At 41.5% G+C, this 20,956-nt stretch carries 12 protein-coding genes; 6 read left to right on the top strand and 6 right to left on the bottom strand.

Annotation, left to right across the window (positions count from 1 at the left end):
- Positions 1-42: 42 nt before the first annotated feature.
- The 6 genes from LY11_RS01275 to LY11_RS01255 all read left to right on the top strand — a co-directional run bounded on the left by LY11_RS01275 (position 43) and on the right by LY11_RS01255 (position 10,575).
- Positions 43-1,212, top strand: a complete 1,170-nt coding sequence (locus LY11_RS01275; RefSeq protein ID WP_111631914.1) for a FecR family protein — start codon at positions 43-45, stop codon at positions 1,210-1,212.
- A 225-nt stretch (positions 1,213-1,437) separates the two neighbouring features.
- Positions 1,438-4,827 carry a TonB-dependent receptor gene (locus tag LY11_RS01270; RefSeq protein WP_170132593.1) on the top strand — a complete coding sequence of 1,130 codons (3,390 nt, stop codon included), beginning with the start codon at positions 1,438-1,440 and terminating at the stop codon, positions 4,825-4,827.
- 17 nt (positions 4,828-4,844) lie between these two features.
- Positions 4,845-6,515 carry a RagB/SusD family nutrient uptake outer membrane protein gene (locus tag LY11_RS01265; RefSeq protein WP_111631912.1) on the top strand — a complete coding sequence of 557 codons (1,671 nt, stop codon included), beginning with the start codon at positions 4,845-4,847 and terminating at the stop codon, positions 6,513-6,515.
- Positions 6,516-6,517: 2 nt separating this feature from the next.
- A complete protein-coding gene (locus LY11_RS27025) occupies positions 6,518-6,985 on the top strand; it encodes a sulfatase-like hydrolase/transferase (protein WP_245952545.1) in 468 nt (155 codons plus the stop codon).
- Between the two features lie 9 nt (positions 6,986-6,994).
- A complete protein-coding gene (locus tag LY11_RS27260) occupies positions 6,995-7,393 on the top strand; it encodes a sulfatase/phosphatase domain-containing protein (RefSeq protein ID WP_394340905.1) in 399 nt (132 codons plus the stop codon).
- A gap of 8 nt (positions 7,394-7,401) precedes the next feature.
- Positions 7,402-10,575: a glycoside hydrolase family 2 TIM barrel-domain containing protein gene (locus tag LY11_RS01255; RefSeq protein WP_211321462.1), complete on the top strand. Its 3,174-nt coding sequence runs from the start codon at positions 7,402-7,404 to the stop codon at positions 10,573-10,575.
- Positions 10,576-10,628: 53 nt separating this feature from the next.
- Here LY11_RS01255 and LY11_RS01250 read toward each other — a convergent pair whose 3' ends face one another.
- The 6 genes from LY11_RS01250 to LY11_RS01225 form a co-directional block, all read right to left on the bottom strand.
- The gene (locus LY11_RS01250; RefSeq protein WP_111631911.1) at positions 10,629-12,191 is read right to left on the bottom strand and encodes a GMC oxidoreductase; all 1,563 of its coding nucleotides are present in this window, start codon (positions 12,189-12,191) and stop codon (positions 10,629-10,631) included.
- 165 nt (positions 12,192-12,356) lie between these two features.
- The gene (locus tag LY11_RS01245; RefSeq protein WP_111631910.1) at positions 12,357-13,415 is read right to left on the bottom strand and encodes a phosphotransferase enzyme family protein; all 1,059 of its coding nucleotides are present in this window, start codon (positions 13,413-13,415) and stop codon (positions 12,357-12,359) included.
- An 85-nt stretch (positions 13,416-13,500) separates the two neighbouring features.
- Entirely contained in the window at positions 13,501-14,529 is a 1,029-nt protein-coding gene (locus tag LY11_RS01240; RefSeq protein ID WP_111631909.1) for a LacI family DNA-binding transcriptional regulator, read from the bottom strand.
- Positions 14,530-14,639: 110 nt separating this feature from the next.
- Entirely contained in the window at positions 14,640-15,989 is a 1,350-nt protein-coding gene (locus LY11_RS01235) for a DUF3472 domain-containing protein (protein ID WP_111631908.1), read from the bottom strand.
- 17 nt (positions 15,990-16,006) lie between these two features.
- Entirely contained in the window at positions 16,007-17,494 is a 1,488-nt protein-coding gene (locus LY11_RS01230) for a RagB/SusD family nutrient uptake outer membrane protein (protein WP_111631907.1), read from the bottom strand.
- 24 nt (positions 17,495-17,518) lie between these two features.
- On the bottom strand, positions 17,519-20,665 hold the full coding sequence (locus LY11_RS01225; RefSeq protein ID WP_111631906.1) for a SusC/RagA family TonB-linked outer membrane protein: 3,147 nt from the start codon (positions 20,663-20,665) through the stop codon (positions 17,519-17,521).
- Positions 20,666-20,956 lie beyond the last annotated feature (291 nt).

The raw sequence follows: 20,956 nt of genomic DNA, 5'->3' as shown, positions 1-20,956 counted from the left end.
ATTTCCCGGATTGATTTGGCTATCTAATAAACAGCCACTACAATGAGTTCCAATCCGGACAAAGAAAAACTAGCACAGCTTGCCGCAAAGTGGCGTAAAGGTACGATCACAGCAGAGGAAAAAGCGCAGTTTAATAGCTGGTACAATTCCTTTGATGATACAGAGCTTATCCTGAAAGAAGAGGATAATCGTGCTGCGCTGGGCAAAAAGATAAACGAAAAGATAAAGGATAAACTTCTTTTGCCAAAGCGGAGGAACACAGGGTTGATTTATTCAGTTTTAGCAGCAGCGACACTCATTCTGATCTCAGGAACCTTAGTTTATCTTTCTTTGAATACCTCATTATCTCCCCGGAAAAAGGTGGCCAGACAAATAGCTGCCGACATCAAACCGGGTGGCAATAAAGCAACTTTAACACTTGCCAATGGCCGGAAAATCAGTTTAACTGATTCTTCGAATGGTGAAATTGCCGAGCAATCTGGTATAGCTATTACCAAAACTGCCGACGGACAATTAGTTTATACAATTAAGAACTCATCAGCTGCTGCCTCAGCAAATCAGACCACTGAATTTAATACGATAGAAACCCCTGTAGGCGGACAATATCAAATCAATCTGCCTGATGGAACTAAAGTATGGCTCAATGCCGCTTCCTCTCTGAAATATCCTGCACAGTTCGCAGCGCACCAGCGTAAAGTTGAACTCACAGGCGAAGGCTATTTTGAAGTATCAAAAGATAAAAAAAGACCGTTCACCGTAGTCACCGGCAAACAGGAAGTTCAGGTACTGGGCACGCATTTTAATGTCAATGCCTATCCGGAAGAAAAGGCTACAAAAACAACACTTTTAGAAGGTATCGTTAAAGTTTCCAATGCCAGTTCACAGGAACATGGTGATTCAAAGCTACTCCGTCCAGGAGAACAATCCACTTTAACGCAAGCTTCATTCCAGGTAGAAAAGGTTGACATCGAAAATGCAGTGGCCTGGAAAAATGGCTATTTCACTTTTGCAGATGAAGACCTCGAAGTTTCTATGCGTAAACTCAGCAGATGGTACAATGTAGAGATCAGCTATAGCGGGAAATTCGATACCATATCTTTTGGCGGAGCGATTTCAAGATCAAAAAGCCTTGCGGAAGTTCTCCAGATCCTGGAACTAACCCGGAAAATTAAATTTAAGATCGAAGGAAGGAGGATAATATTGATGTCATAACCTTTACTTCTTCTATCAAAAACACTCAGCGCTATAAGCGGGAACGCCTGCTTCTGCTATCAGGCAAACTCAATTCTCCTATTAAAAATACCAAACAAAAATCAACTTAACCAAGATTACCGGGCCTCAAAATCGGGTTATCGCCTAAACACAACCAAATCAATGTATGAAACCCCTGCCCCTGATTCATACGGGAAGCCCTGTAGGAATAGGAAAATTCTTCGTGTGACGAAGTTTACAGCTATTTTAATATTAACAGCCGTACTACAGCTCAATGCAATGGCTTTTGCACAAGGCCGTATTACCCTGTCCCGTAAAAATGCACCATTAGAGAAAATTCTCAATGAAATAAAAAGTCAGAGCGGATATGATATATTCTTTATCAGGAAAGATCTGAAGCTCGCCAGACCAGTGAATATAGAAGTTAAAGAAGCGAGCCTGGAAGATGCACTGCTGCAGGTTTTTGCCAACCAATCCCTTGAATATACGATCGCAGCAAAAACTATAGTTGTACAGGAAAAAAAAGCAAGTTCTCCTGCAGCCGTTAAAGCAAATATCAATGTGACCGGTAAAGTTGTAGATGAAAAGGGAATGGGTATTCCTGGTGCAACAGTTAAAGTCAAAGGCACAGCCCAAGGCGGTATTACCGATAGTGAAGGTCAATTTAAATTGGCCAACCTGGATGAAAAAGCTATTCTTGTCGTTTCTTATTTAGGCTATATCACGCAGGAAATTAGTGCCGGATCGGGAAGCCCGTTAACCATTAAACTGGCCGTACAAGCAAGTAACCTGGACGAAGTAGTTGTCGTTGCTTATGGTACACAAAAGAAAAGCAGCTTAACAGGTGCTATCGCTACAATTAGTGCAAAACAATTGAAAGACAGACCAGTAAGTTCATTGCAAAATGCTTTGCAGGGTGTTTCTCCGGGGCTGACTATTTTACAGCGTCCTGGCGATGTAGGCCGGAATACCAATGGTACTTCCAATAGTACAGGTACAATCTCGATCAGGGGAAGAGCTAGTTTGAGTTCTGCCAGTGAACCGATGTATGTGATTGATGGAATTCCCGCAACCGCAGCAGAATTAAGTGCCATCAATTCAAATGATATTTCCAGTATTTCCGTTTTAAAGGATGCTTCCTCCGCTTCATTATATGGATCAAGAGCTGCAAATGGAGTCATTATGGTGACCACCAAACGTGGTGGCGGAGACAGAACGTTAGTAGAGCTGAATGCAGATTATGGCTGGCAAACCGCTACACGTTTACCGAAATATGCAGGATCATTTGATTATGCCAACCTATACAATGAAGCGTTAACCAATGCCGGCGGACAACCAATTTTCACAGCTGCACAACTTCAGGCCTATCAGGATGGCTCTCAACCTGACTTATACCCCAATACAAACTGGTACAAAGAAGTCGTGCGTCAAAGTGCACCGCAAAGTAATATCAGTCTGAATGTAAACTCACCCGGTAAAGTGACCAGCAGTTATCTGGGCTTGAATTACCTGACGCAATCCTCTTTAGTTCCGGATAAAAAGCAAACTCGTGTGGGTGGTAAATTAAATACAGAAAGTATTATTGTTCCCAATATTTTAAAAATCGGGACCAACCTGTCTTTCACCAGTCAGAATTTTGACCGTAAAGGAGATCTGAACTGGACTGAACTTAACCGTTCTTTGCCAACTTCTGTACTGCGCCAAAGCAATGGAGACTGGGGATCTATGGACAATGGAACAGTCAATTCACAAACTGCCAAACGTAATCAGCTGCGGATGATCGAAGACGGTGGCAGTGCCTGGGATAAAGATAACTATCTGCAAACCGCAGGAAATGTAGTCTTAACACCATTGCCGGGGCTGACGATCAACGGACTGGCCTCGTTCAAATTTACTGATGGAAATTCCTGGGCTTTTACCAGCACACTGGACCCGATCAAGAACTTTCTGACCGGGGCACCCATTTCTTCTACGGCATCGACAGTGAATAATATGAAAGAATATTACCGCAAAAGAAGAGAGACGCTGGTTCAGGGTACTGCAGATTACCAGCGTTCCTTTGGCAAACACTTTGGAAAATTAACTTTAGGCGCAAGTCAGGAAAGTAACACTTACAGAACAGCTTTTCTGGGCAGAAAAAACTTCCCTAACAATGATTTAACTACAGTGGGCAGCGGATCTTCGAATCCTGAAGATATTAACACCGATGACGACGGACAAGCCAACACCTCTGCTGAGCAGCAATGGGCAATACGTTCACTGTTCGGCCGCTTCAACTATGTTTTTAATGACAAATATTTGCTGGAAGCCAATGCGCGTATAGATTATTCTTCGCGTTTTGAAAGCAGTGTCCGCAGAGCCGTATTTCCTTCTTTTTCTGCAGGCTGGATCGTCTCTAAGGAAGACTTTATGAAAAACATCAGCTGGATCTCCAACCTGAAATTACGCGGCTCTTATGGCTCATTAGGGAATGAAAACCCAGTAACGATTGGGAACTATTCTAACCTGCTGAGCAATGGTTATGCTTATAATTTTGAAGGTTTACCACAAGGAGGTGTATGGCAGGACAGGATACCTAATCTGCTGACTTCATGGGAAAGTGTATACATGACCAATTTTGGTTTAGACCTGAGTTTGTTTAACAGCAAATTAGATATTACTGCAGATTACTACATTAAAGACACTGAAGACTTATTATTAAGAGTTTCCACGCTCGAAACAATTGGGGTAAATACCAATACGACTAACGCGAAAACCAGCGGTCTTCCCTTAGTAAATGCAGCTTCCACCCGAAATAAAGGATTTGAACTTGGGCTAACCCATAACAATAAAATAGGGAATGATTTCAGCTATAGTATCGGCGCGAACTTCTCTGTTATCCAGAATAAAATTACAGGACTATCAGACAGCAGAGATAATTTTGACGGCAGATATATCCAGAGAGTAGGAGAATCTATCGGTTCATTTTATGGTTATGAAGCTGACGGTCTTTTCACAGATGCCGCAGACGTAAAAAATCATGCTTTTCAGTCGGCAGCAACCGGCCCTGGTGATATTAAATATAAAGACCTGAATGGAGACGGTAAAATTGATGCTTTAGACCGTAAAGTATTAGGCACTGATGTTCCCTGGTTCAATTATGGCTTTAATATCAGCGCGAGTTATAAGGGATTTGATTTCAGCGTACTTACCTATGGCGTTGCCAATGTGAAGACTTATTTATCGGAAGAGGCCGCTTATCCGTTTTTTAACGGAGGCAGTGTCAAAGAGCAGTGGAAAAACCGATGGACGGCCGCTAATCCTGATCCAAATGCAGATTTCCCACGTATCCTGACTACTGCATCGGGAGGACAAAATTATACCCCAACCTCTTCTTTCTGGTTATTCAGCGGTTCTTATTTCAGGATAAGAGGGATCACTTTAGGGTATACCATCCCACAGCAGGTCAGTAAGAAATTCGGAATGTCCAGGCTGAGATTTTACGGTACAAGCAGTAATCCATTTACGATTATGGCAGATAAACGCCTGGCTGATTATGACCCTGAATCGGGTTCTGGCCGCGGTGGTTATCCAGGGATCAAAACCTGGTCACTCGGTTTAAATGCAAGTTTCTAATCCTAAAAATTAAAGCAATGAAAAAATTATCTCTATATATATTCACGGGCTTATTCGCAACTATTGCGCTGACTTCCTGTAAAAAAGACTTTTTAGAAAGACCACCGCAACAACTCTCAGAACTTAATTTCTGGAAGAATGAAAATGATGTTTACCAGGTAGTAATGGGTGTTTATACAAAACTTCCAGGAGCAGATGGTGCTTTTGGGATGGTGTACGCTGATGGTGCGTCCGACAATGTGCATGCACAATATCCGTGGGAAAGTATTGCAGCTGATGTTTCCTCAGGAGCGATCACTTCGACTATTGATTTGGGATTATCAGGTTGGGATTATACAGGTATCCGCAGAGCAAATTATTTCCTGGATAATGCAGATAAAGTAACTGTGATTGATAAAGCGTTACTAGACCGTTATAAAGCTGAAGTCCGTTTTATGAGAGCTTTCGCTTATTTTAACCTGCTCAGCAGGTTCGGCGCAGTCCCTTTAATCAAAAATGTAGTGGCCATAGGGGATGAAAATATCGCGCAGACTCCAAAAGCAGAAGTTTTAAAATTTGTACTGGACGAACTCGATGCCGTTTCAAAAATCCTGCCTCAATCTTATGCAGGCGGTAAACCAAATGAAAAAGGAAGAATTACAAAAGGTGCAGCTTTAGCATTAAAAGCAAGAGCTTATTTATATGATGGACAGTGGCAACAAGCTGCTGATGCCGCCAGCCAGGTCATGGGCCTGGGTTATAGCCTGTTCAAAGTCACCGCACAAGACCCGTTGCAAGCTCATGACAAGTACACAGACTGGGTAAATTTCAAAGATGCAGCAGATGAAAATAAATTCCGTTTAGGATTAAGCAGCTATGAAGCCATTTTTTATCAGAAGAATAACGGGAATTCTGAAGTTATCCTGGATCAACAGCATATCAAGCAGATCGATGTTAACCCATTGAACACTTTATTGCCTCCGGGTACGATTGGTGGCTGGAGTTCTGTAACGCCGACTCAATCTCTGGTGGATAGTTATGCCAGTTACCAAACAGGGGATGCAGTAGCCCCGACAGATCCGGCAAAGCGGGCTGCCCTTTACCTGGCTAATGATCCGGCCTTTGTCAATGAATATAAAAATCGTGATCCGCGCTTTTATGCCAGTATTTTATTTGAAAAAGCACCTTGGTATGCAGTAGAAGATAATTATCAGTTTAAATGGGTGGAAGGTGCTTCTAATATGTCTCAGACAGGTTATAATTTCCGCAAAATGGTAGATCCATCTATCTTAAGAGAACAGGTTGACAACTACGCGAACGTAATTCTGATTCGTTATGCTGAAATTTTATTGACTTATGCGGAAGCTAAAAATGAAGTGATCGGGCCGGACGGTTCAGTTTATGACGCTTTAGATGCCATTCGTACCCGTTCAGGAATGCCAGTAGTAGACCGCGCAAAATATGCTGATCAGCATACTTTAAGAACATTAATCCGCAACGAACGCAGAGTAGAAATGGCTTTGGAAGGACAACGTTATATGGACATCCGCCGCTGGAAAATTGCACCACAGGTAATGACTACGGTTAACAACATTAAAAATAGCCAGGCACAACAAAGGATTTGGAACGATAAATTATACCTGATGCCAATTCCTCAATCACAAATTGACCTTTCAAAAGGAGTATTGAAACAAAATACAGGATACTAAATATGAAGAAATTAGCTCTGCTTGTCTGTTTAAGCCTGACAATCGTGAATGCGCTGAAAGCTCAGGAGAAACCTAACGTGGTTTTTATCCTGGCTGATGATATGGGCTATGGAGATTTGGGTGCTTATGGACAGCAACTTATTCAGACACCCAACCTGGATAAACTAGCAGAAAACGGGCTGTTATTTACCCAGTTTTATGCCGGGACTTCAGTTTGTGCCCCATCACGTTCTGCGTTAATGACCGGGCAGCATACCGGGCATACACCCATCCGCGGAAACTATGAAATTGAACCGGAAGGGCAGCGGCCATTGCCGGATTCCACCCTCACGCTGGCTAAAATCTTTAAGAAAGCTGGTTATGCAACAGGTGATTTCGGCAAGTGGGGATTAGGATTTGTGGGGTCATCCGGCGATCCGATAAACCAGGGATTCGAAGGCGGAATCCGTGAACCTATGATCGCTTACTAGCCGGGGAAAATCCAAAAAGGTAAGCGCACGCAGCAAACCGGAGCCTTCTGGGACTTCCTGCCTACTTTTGCTGAACTCATACAACAATCCGTTCCTGCAACTGTAGACGGGGTTTCTATTTTGCCAACGCTGTTTTCCAAAGGTCAGCAAAAACAACATGAATTCTTGTATTGGGAATTTCATGAAGACGGCGGAAGGCAGGCTATTAGAAAAGGCAAATGGAAAGGGGTTAGAAATAACGCCGGTACTGCGGCTTCGAAATGGGAACTCTATAACCTGGGAACAGACCCTCAGGAAACCAAGGACCTTGCTGCCATAGAGCCTCTGGTCATTCAACAACTGGAAGAAATTGCCCGCCAATCACATCACCCGTCTGATGTGCCGGCATGGAACTTTAAAAATAACTAAACACACAAATGAGATCTTCACTTCAATCAATGCTTCTGGGGATGATTGTTTTGCTTTCAGGTACGCAAACTGTCAAAGCACAATTAATTCCAACAGAGCTGCAAACGCCCGATATTGTATCAGTTAACCGGATGCCAATGCGCGCGGAAGCCTATGCTTACGAAAACAGTGCAATGGCTGCTCAAAGGAAAAAAGAAAACTCTGCCTATTTCATGTCCCTGAACGGAACATGGAAATTTAACTGGGTACAAGACCCTTCAAAACGTCCTTTGGACTTTTATAAAACAGATTATAACGATGCCGGATGGAAGGACTTTAAAGTTCCTGCGAACTGGGAAACCAATGGGTACGGTTTACCCATTTATGTCAATCAGCCTTATGAATTTGCAGGCCAGACTAAAAGAGGAGCACGCTTAGATCCTCCTTTTGATATTCCGGCAGACAATAACCCGGTGGGCTCTTACCGTAAAACAATTGAAGTGCCTGCAAACTGGGATGGCCGCCAGATATTTATTCATTTAGGTGCTGTAAAATCAGCTTTTTATATCTGGGTGAATGGTAAAAAGGTTGGCTATAGTGAAGACAGCAAGCTTGCTGCTGAATTTGACCTGACTAAATATGTAAAACCAGGCAAAAACCTGGTTGCTTTAGAAGTATACAGATGGAGTGACGGAAGTTACCTGGAATGCCAGGATATGTGGCGTATTTCCGGTATCGAACGTGAGGTCTATTTATATTCTACACCAAAACTGGATATTCGCGATTTCAGGGTAAACGGTAACCTGACCAAAGATTATAACAATGGTATCCTCGATGTACAGCTTAATGTAGACAATTACAGGATGGATCAGCGGACCAACCACAGCAGACCAGATACCTTCTCTGTCGCATTGGATTTAAAAGATGCGGCTGGAAAGTCAATCTGGAAAGAGAACAGCGACCCGCAAACTGTATTGGGTAATTACCAGCAGCAACTGAATTTTAAGAAAGAAATTCCTTTAATTAAACAGTGGTCTGCCGAAATTCCTTACCTGTACACGCTGAATATCATCCTTAAAAACAGCAAAGGGGCAATCATAGAAGTCATTCCCCATCGGGTAGGTTTCCGCAGTGTAGAGATTAAAGGAAGCGATTTCCTGGTGAATGGCAAGCGTGTTTTTATCAAAGGCGTGAACAGGCACGAACATAATCCTAAACAAGGTCATACCTTAACACATGCCGATATGCGTAAGGATATGGAAATGATGAAAAAGCTCAATATCAATGCAGTTCGTCACTCTCATTATCCTCCCGATCCTTACTGGATGGAGCTTTGCGATGAATATGGTTTATATGTAGTTGATGAGGCGAATATTGAATCTCATGGCCGCGGATATGATCTGGCAGTTACTTTTGCGAATGACAAGACCTGGCGTAATGCACATTTTGAACGCATCCGCAGGATGTATGAAAGAGATAAAAACTATCCTTCGATAGTCACCTGGTCATTGGGAAATGAAGCAGGAAACGGAACCAATATGTATGAAGGATATACATGGCTTAAAAACGCAGATACGACGCGTCCGGTACAATATGAGCGGGCAGAAGAAGACTTTAATACCGATATGATTGTACCGCAATACCCAGATCCTGACTGGTTAATTGAGTACTCAAAAAGTAAGGAAACACGCCCTTTAATTATGAGTGAGTTTGCCCACATTATGGGAAATAGTTTAGGGAATTATGATGAATACTGGAATGCTATTGAGCATAATCCCAAGTTGCAGGGAGGTTTTATCTGGGAATGGATCGACCAGGGATTAGATACCGTTAAAAATGGAAAACGTATTTTGGCTTATGGTGGTGATTTTCCTTTAGAAGGGCCTGTGAATGAAAATTTCAGTGATAATAATTTTTGTGTTAAAGGAGTTGTTACTGCTTACCGGGAACTAACGCCAATGGCGGTACAGGTAAAAAAAACACACCAGTTTATCAAAACCGTGTTCCTGGGCAATAACCAGGTTAAAATCACAAACAGTTATTTTTTCAGGGACATCAGCCATACGCAATTAAACTGGGAGATAATCGCGAACGGGAAAATCATACGGCAGGGAACGGTTGCAAATCTTGCAGTTGGCCCGCGTGCAGAAATCACAGTAAACCTGCCTGTTAAATTCAAGCAGCAAGCTGGACAGGAATACTTTCTGAATGTACATTATGTGCTGAAAGAAGCAGAGCCGTTTTTAGAAAAAGGTTATGAAGTTGCCTATGAGCAGTTTGCTTTAAATAAAATAGAGCCTGCCGCACAACCGGTTATCGCTAAAGGAACTTTGCAAGTCCATAAAACTGAAACTATTTATACTGTTTCAGGCAAAGATTTTAAAGTAGAATTTGATGTGAAAGCAGGGGTATTGAAAAGCTATTTTCAGCACAATGAACAGGTATTGGAAAACGGTCCTGTACCAGCTTACTGGAGAGCACCTACGGATAACGATATAGGTGCCGGGTTCAATAAAAACCTGCGTAAATGGCGGAATGCTTATCAGACCGCAAAGCTGACCGGGTCAGATTTAAAACAAAATGCGGATGGTAGTTATACCATGAATTTTAAAAAAGACCTGTTAGACGGGGAGGCTGTACAAGAGTCGGCAATTACTGTCTTTGCTGATGGTACTTTAAAAGTGGATAACCATTTGAAAGCGGTGAAAGGGAAATATCCCTTATTGCTCCGGGTAGGAACTGATCTGGAACTGAAGAAAACTTATGACCGTATTGAATTTTATGGAAGAGGCCCGTGGGAGAACTACGCAGATAGAAAAACAGCTTCCCTGGTTGGCCTGTATCAACAAAAAACTGCAGATCAGTATTTTGCTTATGCCCGTCCGCAGGAAAGTGGTAATAAAACAGATGTACGCTGGGTGAATTTTACGGACCAGAAAGGAAAAGGCTTACAGTTTGTGTATGAAAATAACCTGTTGAGCTTCTCTGCTTTGCCTTACAGCCTGGATGACCTTGATCCTGAACAGGATAAAAAACAGTATCATTCTGGTGAGTTAACAGCAAGAAACAGCATTTATGTCCATATGGATGCGCAGCAATCTGGTGTACAGGGAATTGATAGCTGGGGTTCGAGCCCATTAAAGAAATACCGTGTTCCTTTTGCGGATCAGACCAGTAGCTATTGGATTAAACCGATCAGATAAAGGTTTGCGTATTCAAGGAAACGCGTCAGGCCGAAATCTTGATAACAGAGGATTTAACTAAAATCCTCTGCTATTATTTTCTCTATATTCCTTTCAGCCATTGCTGTAATCGTCACAAAAGGGTTAACCCCGGTACTTCCCGGCAATAAAGAACCATCACAGGTGTACAATTTATGATAGCCCTTGAACCTGCCATATAAATCGGTCGCTTTACCCACTACGCAGCCGCCTAAAGGATGATAACAAATCTCCCCGTTAATACCGTTTTTAAATAATAAACGGGCTGGTGTACCTCCATTTTCCTTGTTTAACTTATCCATCAGGTTTTTGACAGTGGCCAAAGCATCCGTGCTAAAATTTTCAGGGATTTTCAAGACTACCTTATTCGTCAGGCTGTTGTAAGTGAACTTCCCGCGGTTAGGATTTTTGGTAATGGCCAGGTACAAAGAAGTCCAGGTTTCCATTTTCATCGGCATGGGTGAAATTTCAGCGAAAACGGGATGTTCTTTATTATCCCAATCGTCAATGGCCATAGTTGGAATACATGACTGTTTAACGCCGGTACCCTGTTTGATGAAGTTTCTTCCAGCCATTACATTTCCGTTATTTCCCCATCCTTCACCAATTTCCGCATTCAGCTTAGGCAGGGTACCTGTTACTTTTGCTTTCACCATTAATTCCGAAGTTCCCATACTGCCTGCGCAAACGAAAAGATAATCGCAGTTAAAATCCTGTGAAACCTCAGTATTACCTGCTGTATTAATTTTATCGACCTCCAGTTTATACCCTGTATCAGTTTGATGAATAGCGCGTACACTGTGCATTGGCCTGATTTCAACTTTGTTTGTCTTCAAGGCAGCGGCAAGATAAGTTTTGTCCAGACTCTGCTTCCCTGCATTATTTCCGTAAACCACTTCACCATTCAGAGCTGACTGATAAACTTCTTTCCGGCTTTCTTTTTCCATATAACCGAAATCATAGACATTGGGAACAAAAACAGTTTTATAACCCGCATGATGTGCCTGATCTCTGGCGGTACGTGCAAATTTATAATAGGGGGTAGATTCAAAAAATTCTGGTGAAATGGAATTCACTTTCAGCATTTTATTCGCCAGCGGGAAATACTTTTCATACATTTCACCCGCGTTAATATCCGGCAGAATACTTTCAAAATAAGCTCTTTTAGGTACTACAGCCATACCACCATTGACCAGGGAACCGCCACCAACACCTCTGCCGACATAAACTTTCAGGTGGTCAAAGTCCATTCTATCCAGTACGCCCGTATACTTTTTAAATGTAAATACATTGGCAAAAGGCAGAATACTATGCGATTTTAACCAGGTAGACCGTTTATCCGGAAAAATCAGTTTAGAGAAGGTATTGTGATCTTTAGTAGCTGGCCAGTCCATGCCCATTTCCAGCATGAGTACTTTTATCCCTTTTTCCGCCAGTCGTAAAGCTGCAACAGCTGCGCCATATCCAGTGCCGATCACAATTACCCGGTGATGTTCAGCTTCTTTTTTTGCAGGCAAGGGAAAGGCTGATCCTAATTTTGAGGCGGTCAGTCCAATGCCCAGGACAATATTATTTTTTATAAACTGTTTGCGGTCCATCTTTTCTGTTAAATTGTTTGAGAGAAACTATTAAACAAAATTGGTGCCTCAAATGAAGAAGTATTCAGGATATGTTAGTGCTCTATGTTGGAAGGGTCAACTACCCTTCCAACACCCTTCCAACATAGAGCACTAAACGACCCCAGACAGCTGGAGAACTGTTGGTTATGACGTGGCTATCTTTCCGGTAATTTCTTCCAGTTCAGGTTCCAGTTCCAGATACCTTTCCAATAAAGTGACCTGGTTTTTCGTCCGGTCTAAATTATGGCCTTCATACTTTTCTCCATAATAAATATCATTCTGAAGATAATCTGCCAGGAAGCGAATGGCCTGCATATAGATCAGGAATTTTCCGGCATAAGTGAAATAGCTTTTCTCTGTTGCCGTTAAGACATCACCCATTTCCTCCATATAGCCATCATATATCGCTTTAAAGAAGTCCTTTCTGACATTTATCTTAGTCAGATCGGTTTCTTCCTCATTCGCAGAAGACAAATATGTTCTCATCATATCCCCGACATCGCTAATGAAATAACCCGGCATTACGGTATCAAGATCGATCACACAAATCCCTTTATTTTCCTGATCAAAAAGAACATTATTGATTTTAGTATCATGATGAATTACCCGCTGCGGGATCTCCTTGTGTTCTACTATGTTTTTATAAGTAGTGACAATGTCTGCGTGTTTCAGAATGAAAGAAATTAAGTCTTTAGACTTTTCTTTCCGCTGGGCAGAAGCCTGTGCTACGGCAGCAGTGAACTGATCGAAACGTAAGGTCAGGTTGTGGAAATCGGGCAGGGTAATGTGTAATTTTTTAACGTCAAAATCATTCAGCAGCCTGGAGAACCTGCCGAACTGTTTTGCCCCTTCATAAGCCTCTTCCTTTTTATTCAGCACATTCAGTGAATGTGAATTCTCTATAAAAGGAAACAACCTGAAATAGCCCTCTGGTGTTTCCATTAAGGAGTTACCGGATAACCCGGGAAGTGCAGATACAAAAAGATATGCTGGATGGGTTTTGCTTAAATAAGACTTTAGTGCCGCTATATTCTGATCAATATCATGTGGCTTTTTAAAAACAGATTGATTGACCTGCTGTAAAATATAGGCGTTAGCTGGTGTAGTTACTTTCCAGGTACGATTGATCAGACCATCCCCAAATAGTTGTATGTCATTTTCGGCAGGCTGAATCCCATACAACGGTAAAATTTGATCAAGCATAAATTAGATGGGTTTGTTTGTTTTTTCGTAAACTCAAACTTAATCAATTTCGCTATCAGATTGTTGTGCAAACGTTTGTGTAAATTTATTTCTCTTTGCCGATGATGAGTTCAGATTCTACAACTACGTTATAATAAGCGGGTTCCGCATCGGAATCACTCTTTGGTTTATTGATCAGGTCCAGTAAAATGTCGGCAGCCTTCTTTCCTTGTTTATAAGGAAACTGCTCTACTGAAGCAATCGGGGTGAAGTCCATATAATTGATCAGCGGCAGGTTCGCATAACTCACAAAGTCAATATCTTTATTGATCTGTATGTTTAAAGAACGGGCATAACGGATGGCAAATAAAGCCACATAATCATTGAAAGTCACGATCGCTGTCGGTTTGCGTTTATGGTTCAAAAAGTTATCCATTGACTCAATGGTCCCGGCTTCTGTCAAGTCACAGTTAACCATTAAAGAAGGGTCGAATTTTAAGCGGTGAGAGGTCATGGCCTTGATATACCCATTTTTTCTTTCTGTACTGGCAACCAGGTTGGTAGGGCCATTGATCATGCCGATGGTACGGTGACCTTTCTTCAATAAGAAGTTCACGGCCTCAAAAGTACCGGATTCCAGGTTGGAAGCTACAAAATGTATGTTTTTGACCGGAGGGATACGATCAAAAAATACGATAGGGATATTTGATTTCTTAAAGGCCTCAAAATGTTCATACGTGTTGGTGGTCTTGGAAACTGAAATCAGCAGTCCGTCTACACGCTGCATCTTCATCTTTTCGATCAAAAGTTTCTCTCTGTCTGCATCGTCATGAGACTGGGCGAGCAGAACAGTATAATTTCTTTTATAAGCGATGTCTTCAATTCCGCTGATTGCCGCAGAAAAAAAGGATTCAGCCAATTCTGGCAAAATAACGCCTATCGTATGTGATTTACCTTGTAAAAATTGAATAGCTCTCTGATTAGGCTCATAATTCAGCTCTTTGGCCATCTTTTTTACCCGCATTTTAGTGATTAAACCTATGCTTGAATGGTCATTTAAAGCTCTTGAAACGGTTGAAACCGAGATGTCAAGAAGCTTTGCTATCTCTTTTATAGTGGTTGGTTTATCTGACATTTGTTCCAAATGTTGCAATTATCTTTTAATATAAGTAATTAAAATGATTAAATAAAAAGCCCCGGCTATTATAACCAGGGCTAATTGCTGTATATCAAATGATAAATTGACTAAGGTAATTTACTGAAATCAATTACCGGATGTGCAGCACCGCTTGAAGGTCTGTTGAAAGTCTGTTTCAATACACTTGCGTCGCTGAAAAATCCGCCGTTCCTTAAAAAGAACTGATTGCCATTTACACCGCCCCCAACATCTTTTCTATACCCGCGGTTGGCAATATCATCCCCGGTAAATTTCATGGCTGTAATCTCTGTCCAGTTGCCGCCAGTATCCACTGCCCACTGGTTTCCATAATTTGCTTTCCTTTCGATATTTCCCATTTCTGAGTCGAAATTCTCGAGGAAGGAATACAGACTTTTCAACCTTGTGTTCGTTGCAGGGCGTTCAAAACTTGCAATTAAGGTCCAGTTACCATCCGAAGGTTTAAAATAAGAAGTATAAACAGTCTTATTGGTGGCTGCATCTGGTTGTGCCCTGGTTAAAAAAGCATAAGTTTTTCCCGCTACCCAAGGATAAACAAGGTAACTCTGACCACCGGAACCTTCATTACCAAATTCACCGCTATGTACGTCTGTACCTTTCTTAAGCAGTTTAATCTTTTTATCATCTGGTATGGTTGCAGGATCATCCGTAGGAAAAGGGCTCCATAATGAAAATAACACTCTGCGTTCTGTGGCCGAATTTACCTGGATACCGAAATAACCTTCTCCAAAACCGTTAGACATGAAATAAGAACCGACCGGGTCTGAACCTACCGGAACATTAATTTCATTGTAAAACCATTCTACGTTGTTTTTAATTGCGTCAGGGATGGTATAGTTTACATGCACCGAAGGGCCTCTGCGTCCCCAGTAAAAGCGGGAATCAATGTTGTCTTTGACATAAGTTACCGAATCAGTCACCGGTTTTCCGCTGATGATCAGGTCTGAAACATCCCCAAAGTAGTCGCCTGTTTTACTGATACCCTGTATATCAAATTTGATATACCCTTTGGTTGTGATATTGAAATTTCCAACAGCTACTGTATCAAATGATGAATTTGACGCAGTTTTAGTGATTGACTGTGTACCCGTTGATACTTTAAAGGTACTGTTGCCTGAACTGATTTTCATTCTTAAAGCGACCGTTACAATACCCGGCTTCTCCGTTCTGAAGTAAACGCTGGTCACTGCAGCCGTATTTGTCCAGTTAGCCAGGCCATTGGTATTGATCTCTTCACTTGCTGTAGTTTTTACCCAGGCATTTCCGCCTAAAGCAATCGCAATCTTTGGCCCGGTTGCTACAAAATCAGTAATCTCTTTGGGTGTTCTGGTGCTTTGTTCTGCATCAGCAGTACTCTTTTTACAAGAGGTCCCTATCAAAAGAGACAGGAGTGATAAAGATAGAATAATGTTTTTCATAGGTTTATGGTTTTAGGTTAAGGATTTTGAACCAGGTTAGGGTTCAAGGTAATATCATCTTCAGGAATAAAGAAAACAACACGGGGATCTGTATAAGGGATTTCCTGCGTGGTTTGTCCCGAAGCCAGGTGTGTACCCGGATAATCTCTGTTTAATGTTCTTTTATTTCTGAAAACATCAAATTTACGTTGTGTTTCAAAAGCAAATTCCAGTCTGCGTTCATCTAAAACCACGTCCAGCACACTCGTATAACCCATCATATTACCTGATGAAAATAAAGCGTTTCCGGTAAGCCCTGCGCGGCTTCTGATGATGTTCACATCGTTCAGTGCATCATTTGGCCTGCCTAACTGAAAAGCGGCCTCAGCTCTTGTTAAATACATTTCTGCTAATCTCAAGACCACAGGAGAGCTTAATGTCTCATAACCATCCTGAAAAGAATACTTGTTGATGAAATATTTCGGATAGCCATTTCTGGTTTGAAGAACCGGATTTCCATGTACATCTTTTTTAACTGTGCCATCGGCGTTTTTCTCATATTGAGGCACTACAAATGTATTTCTCAAATCTTCCGGGAATTTATTGACTAAAGCTCTGTAAGGCTGGGAAGCATACATTTCACCATAACCAATAGATCCGCCCCAGTACATAGAACCTATAGCGCCATCCAGCTGATCGTCTTTTAAAGTGTGTTTGACCGCGAAAATAGTTTCCAGATTATTCTCAGGGGCACTGGTAAAATACTTTGGATAACTGGTGGCAGGCAGTAACGAATATCTTCCGGTTTTAATGACCTGATCCGCATAGTCGAAAGCGTTTTTATAATCGCCCATATACAAGTATACTCTGCTTAACAGCGCCATTGCTACTTCTTTCGAAGCAAAATTATTGTCTTTAGCACTGGACATTAATTGTGTTGCTTTAAGCAGATCACTAATGACCAAAGCATAAACATCTTTTACTTTGGAACGGGCTGGTAATTCTTTGACATCAGGTTTCGTTTTAATCATTACGCCTAAAGATTCACCATTGTCATCCGTATAAGGTCTTCCAAAGACTTTGACCAGGTCGAAATGTGCAAAAGCTCTTAAGAAATAGTTTTCTCCCAATAACTGATTTTTCACAGCATCATCACTTTCAGCTACTTTTTCGATCACTACATTGGTTCCTGCGATTGCCTGGTAAGCTTTGCGCCAGAAAGCCAGTACGTTCACCTGGTTTTTTTGATGCTGATAGTTATAAGCATAGAACAGTGGATCGGTAGTCGTTCCGCTCAAAGAAACATTATCACTCGCGTACTCCGTGAAAATATGGTAATTACGCACATAATTAGGGTCTTTAATAAAGCTGTACGTACCAATAGTGGCAGATTGCAAACCTTCTAAAGTGGTCACTACTTTGTCATTGGACAGGCCGCTATAAGGCTCTAAAGCCAAATCTTTTTTACAGGCTGTAGCCGAGACAATAAGTGCTATGGCTACAATTGTTTTATATCTAGTAATCATTTTGATCTTTTATTAGAGTTTATCTTAAAAACCTATGTTAACGCCGAATAATATCTTTTTACTGATCGGATATTTCTTTCCGCTGGTACCTACCGTATTTGGATTTGGATTATCGTAGGATGCAGGGTCTAAATTGGCCACTTCAGGGTCCATGCCAGAAAACTTAGTGAAAGTAAGCAGGTTGTCTGCACTTACATAAATTCTAAGGTTGGAAAGCTTAAGCCTTTTAGTAATTGCATCTGAGAAATTGTAACCTACCGTTACGTTACGTAACCTCAGGTAAGATCCATCTTCCAGAAATCTTGATGAAGGTTTGTTAGATAACTTGTTTCCATTCAATACTGCTTTTGGGTGTGTCGCAATATCTCCCGGTTTTTCCCATCTGTTCCATCCATCTGGCAATACAATGCTATTGTACTGAGGATAAGCGCCATCAGCGTCAAATACATCACGGTTGCCATTGTAAATCTTGCTGCCGTAAACGAAATTGAAGAAAGTGTTTAAGCTGAAGTTTTTATAGGTGAACTCATTGCCCATACCTCCTGTAAACTTTGGAGAAGAAGTACCTACAAATCTCTTGTCAGCATCTTTATACTGATTCGTGGTAGTGGTATAGCTATTTCCTGAAGCATCTTTTTTTGTAGTAAACCAAAGTGGGTCACCATTTTGAGGATCAACACCCGCCCATTCATAGGTATACCAGGAATTCATATCGTGGCCTATGGCAATACGCTGATTGTCAAATTTGTCCAGTGGCTGCCCTTCATAAAGTTTGGTTACCCTGTTTTTGTTAAAACCAATATTGAAGTTGGTGTTCCATTTGAAAGCTCCCGTAAAGTTCTTGGTATTCAGCTCAATATCAATTCCCTGGTTTTTAACTGCTCCTATATTCTGCGTGAAAAAGCTGTAACCAGTAGCGGCAGCCTGACGTACATCGATAATCAGATCTTTATTCGTGCGCTGATAGACATCAACATTCAGCTCTATTCTGTTCCATAAACCAATATTTGCACCCAGGTTAATCGTTGTAGGGGTTTCCCACGTTAAATCAGGATTACCAATGCTGGAAGGGGTTGCCCCTGGAATACCAGCGTACTGACTTTTAAGAGAGTAATAAGCAGGCGCTGCATAGTTTGAATTTGGTGTATTTCCGGTCACCCCATAACTTGCGCGCAATTTCAGGTTAGTAATCGTTTTAGATTTGAAGAAGGATTCATTAGAGATTAACCATCCGCCCGCAAAAGAGTAGAATAAACCATAGGGATGATTTGCACCGAATTTGGAAGAACCATCATTCCTTAAGGATGCCGTTGCAAAATAGCGGTTGTCATAATTATAATCAGCCATGAAAAGCTCGGAAATAAAACGATTTTTTCCTTTAAGCCCGGCAAAATCTGCGGCTGTAGCTGCAGCATCAGGCGCAGTGATACCTGATACAATACCATAACCTTTTGCATCCAATCCTTCTGTATAGTTTTGCTGATATTCAAAGCCTGCTATTCCAGATAAATTATGTTTTCCAAAGCTGTGCGCGGCATTAAATAAATTGGAGGTCAGGATCGAATTAGTATAAGTGATCAGGTTTCTTAACTCCCCTTTATTGGCCAGTCCGCCCGGGGTAGCAATGTCTATCGCCGTTTCCCTTTTCGTATTTTCTGTGGTATACCTGTTCGAGGTCGCAAAATTTAACCAGTTATTGATCTTGTATTCCAGTTTTAAATCACCAGCCAGATTTTGAGATCTCTCATTGTCAAGGTTATAGTCTTTTAAAAAGACGAAATTACTCTTGTCACGACCATACCACTGGCTCTCCTGATCAATTCTTCTTGGCGTTCCGTCTGCGTTATAAGGATTGTCCCAGGGCACATTGGTATAAGCCTGGTAAAGGGCACCACTCTGATCATCTGTTCTTTTACCAAAACCAGCATTGATCCTGGTGGTGATCCTGAAACGGTCATTGATTTTATGGTCCAGGTTGACCCTGAAATTGACATTGTTATATCCTGTATTGATTAAAGTACCTTTTTCATCATAATAGTCAGCGCCGATATAGAAACGGGTCTTTTCATCGCCACCCGAGATATTAATATTCTGACTGTTGGTATAAGCTTGTCTGAAGGCCTGATCTCTCCAGTTGGTGTTTTCTGGTGTCGTAGGCAGTGATTGCGCTAAATAAGCCTCACTAGTTAAAGGAAGTCCTTTTTGGGTTAGAAAATCATCAATCTGCTGTGGTGTAGGATTAGGCGTGGTGGCCTGAAGCTGCTTAATATAACTTGCTCTTTTTCCTGTATAATCATTGTTATATAAATAGCTGCTATAGTCCAGTAATTGCTGACCATCCATTAACTTGAAGTTTCCCTGGGTAGCATTGTTAATTCCAAATGATCCGCTGTAATTGACCACCGTTTTACCGCTTTTACCTTGTTTGGTCGTGATAACGATTACCCCATTCGCTGCTCTTGAACCATATAATCCGGTTGCACCAGCATCTTTAAGTACAGTAATAGATTCAATATCTCTTGGATTGGCAGTCCCGCCAATTACCCCATCTACGACAGTAAGTGGTTCATTTCCAGAAGTTATACTTCCAGAACCCCTGATCCGGATGCTTGGAGGTGTTCCCGGTTGCCCTGAAGAAGAGGAAACTGCTACACCCGCTGCCTTTCCTTGTAAAAGGTTTCCAGTACTATTACTGGTTACGTCTAAAAGCTGTTTGGCGGATACTGTAGATACAGAACTTACAATCTGTGATTTACTTTTTGTGGTATAACCTACCACGACCACCTCATCCATTTGCTTTGCATCTGGCTTAAGGCTTACATTAATCACATTTTTACCAGCTATGGCAACATCCTGCTGCGTATAACCGATATAACTGAATTCCAGAGTCACATCGGTCGTTGTTTTTAACGCAAATTGGCCGTTACCATCGGTAATAGTCCCATTCGTCGTCTTTTTAACTTTGACGGAAACACCAGGCATTGGAAGGCCTTGTTCGTCCGTAACTTTTCCGGTAACCGGTGTTTGTGCAAAGGCAATAGCCGAACATAAAGTAAGTGCTAAAGTGGTGATTACAATTGTTAATTGATTTAGCGAAAACTGTTTAAGTTTCGCTAACAGTGGGAAAACCCGGTTTAATCCCGGATTAATCGGTTTGTAGAGTTTTGTCATGCAAGATGAAGGTTAAGACTTGGTTAGTAATCCTTTGAAAAGATATTCCGATAGCTTTTTCAGAAGGAATGATTGAAGGTATAAAGCAATCGGGGTGTGTACCGAATTTGAAACCGTCTAAATCCACGCAAACGTTTGATACGTTTTGTGGATGCGTCTGATAGGCAAAAACAAAAAAAACGGGAAAACGCAGTGTATTTTTACGGCATTTGCGCTATTGAGTTATAATTCGTTGAAAAAAATAAACTTTTTACGCATTAGCCTGATTTTTAGCCCGGGTTTTCTTATAAA

Source organism: Pedobacter cryoconitis (genome assembly GCF_003259615.1).
Taxonomy (GTDB): Bacteria; Bacteroidota; Bacteroidia; order Sphingobacteriales; family Sphingobacteriaceae; genus Pedobacter; species Pedobacter cryoconitis.
Note: the sequence above shows the minus strand (reverse complement) of the source record. Positions and strands in the feature narration are given on the sequence as shown.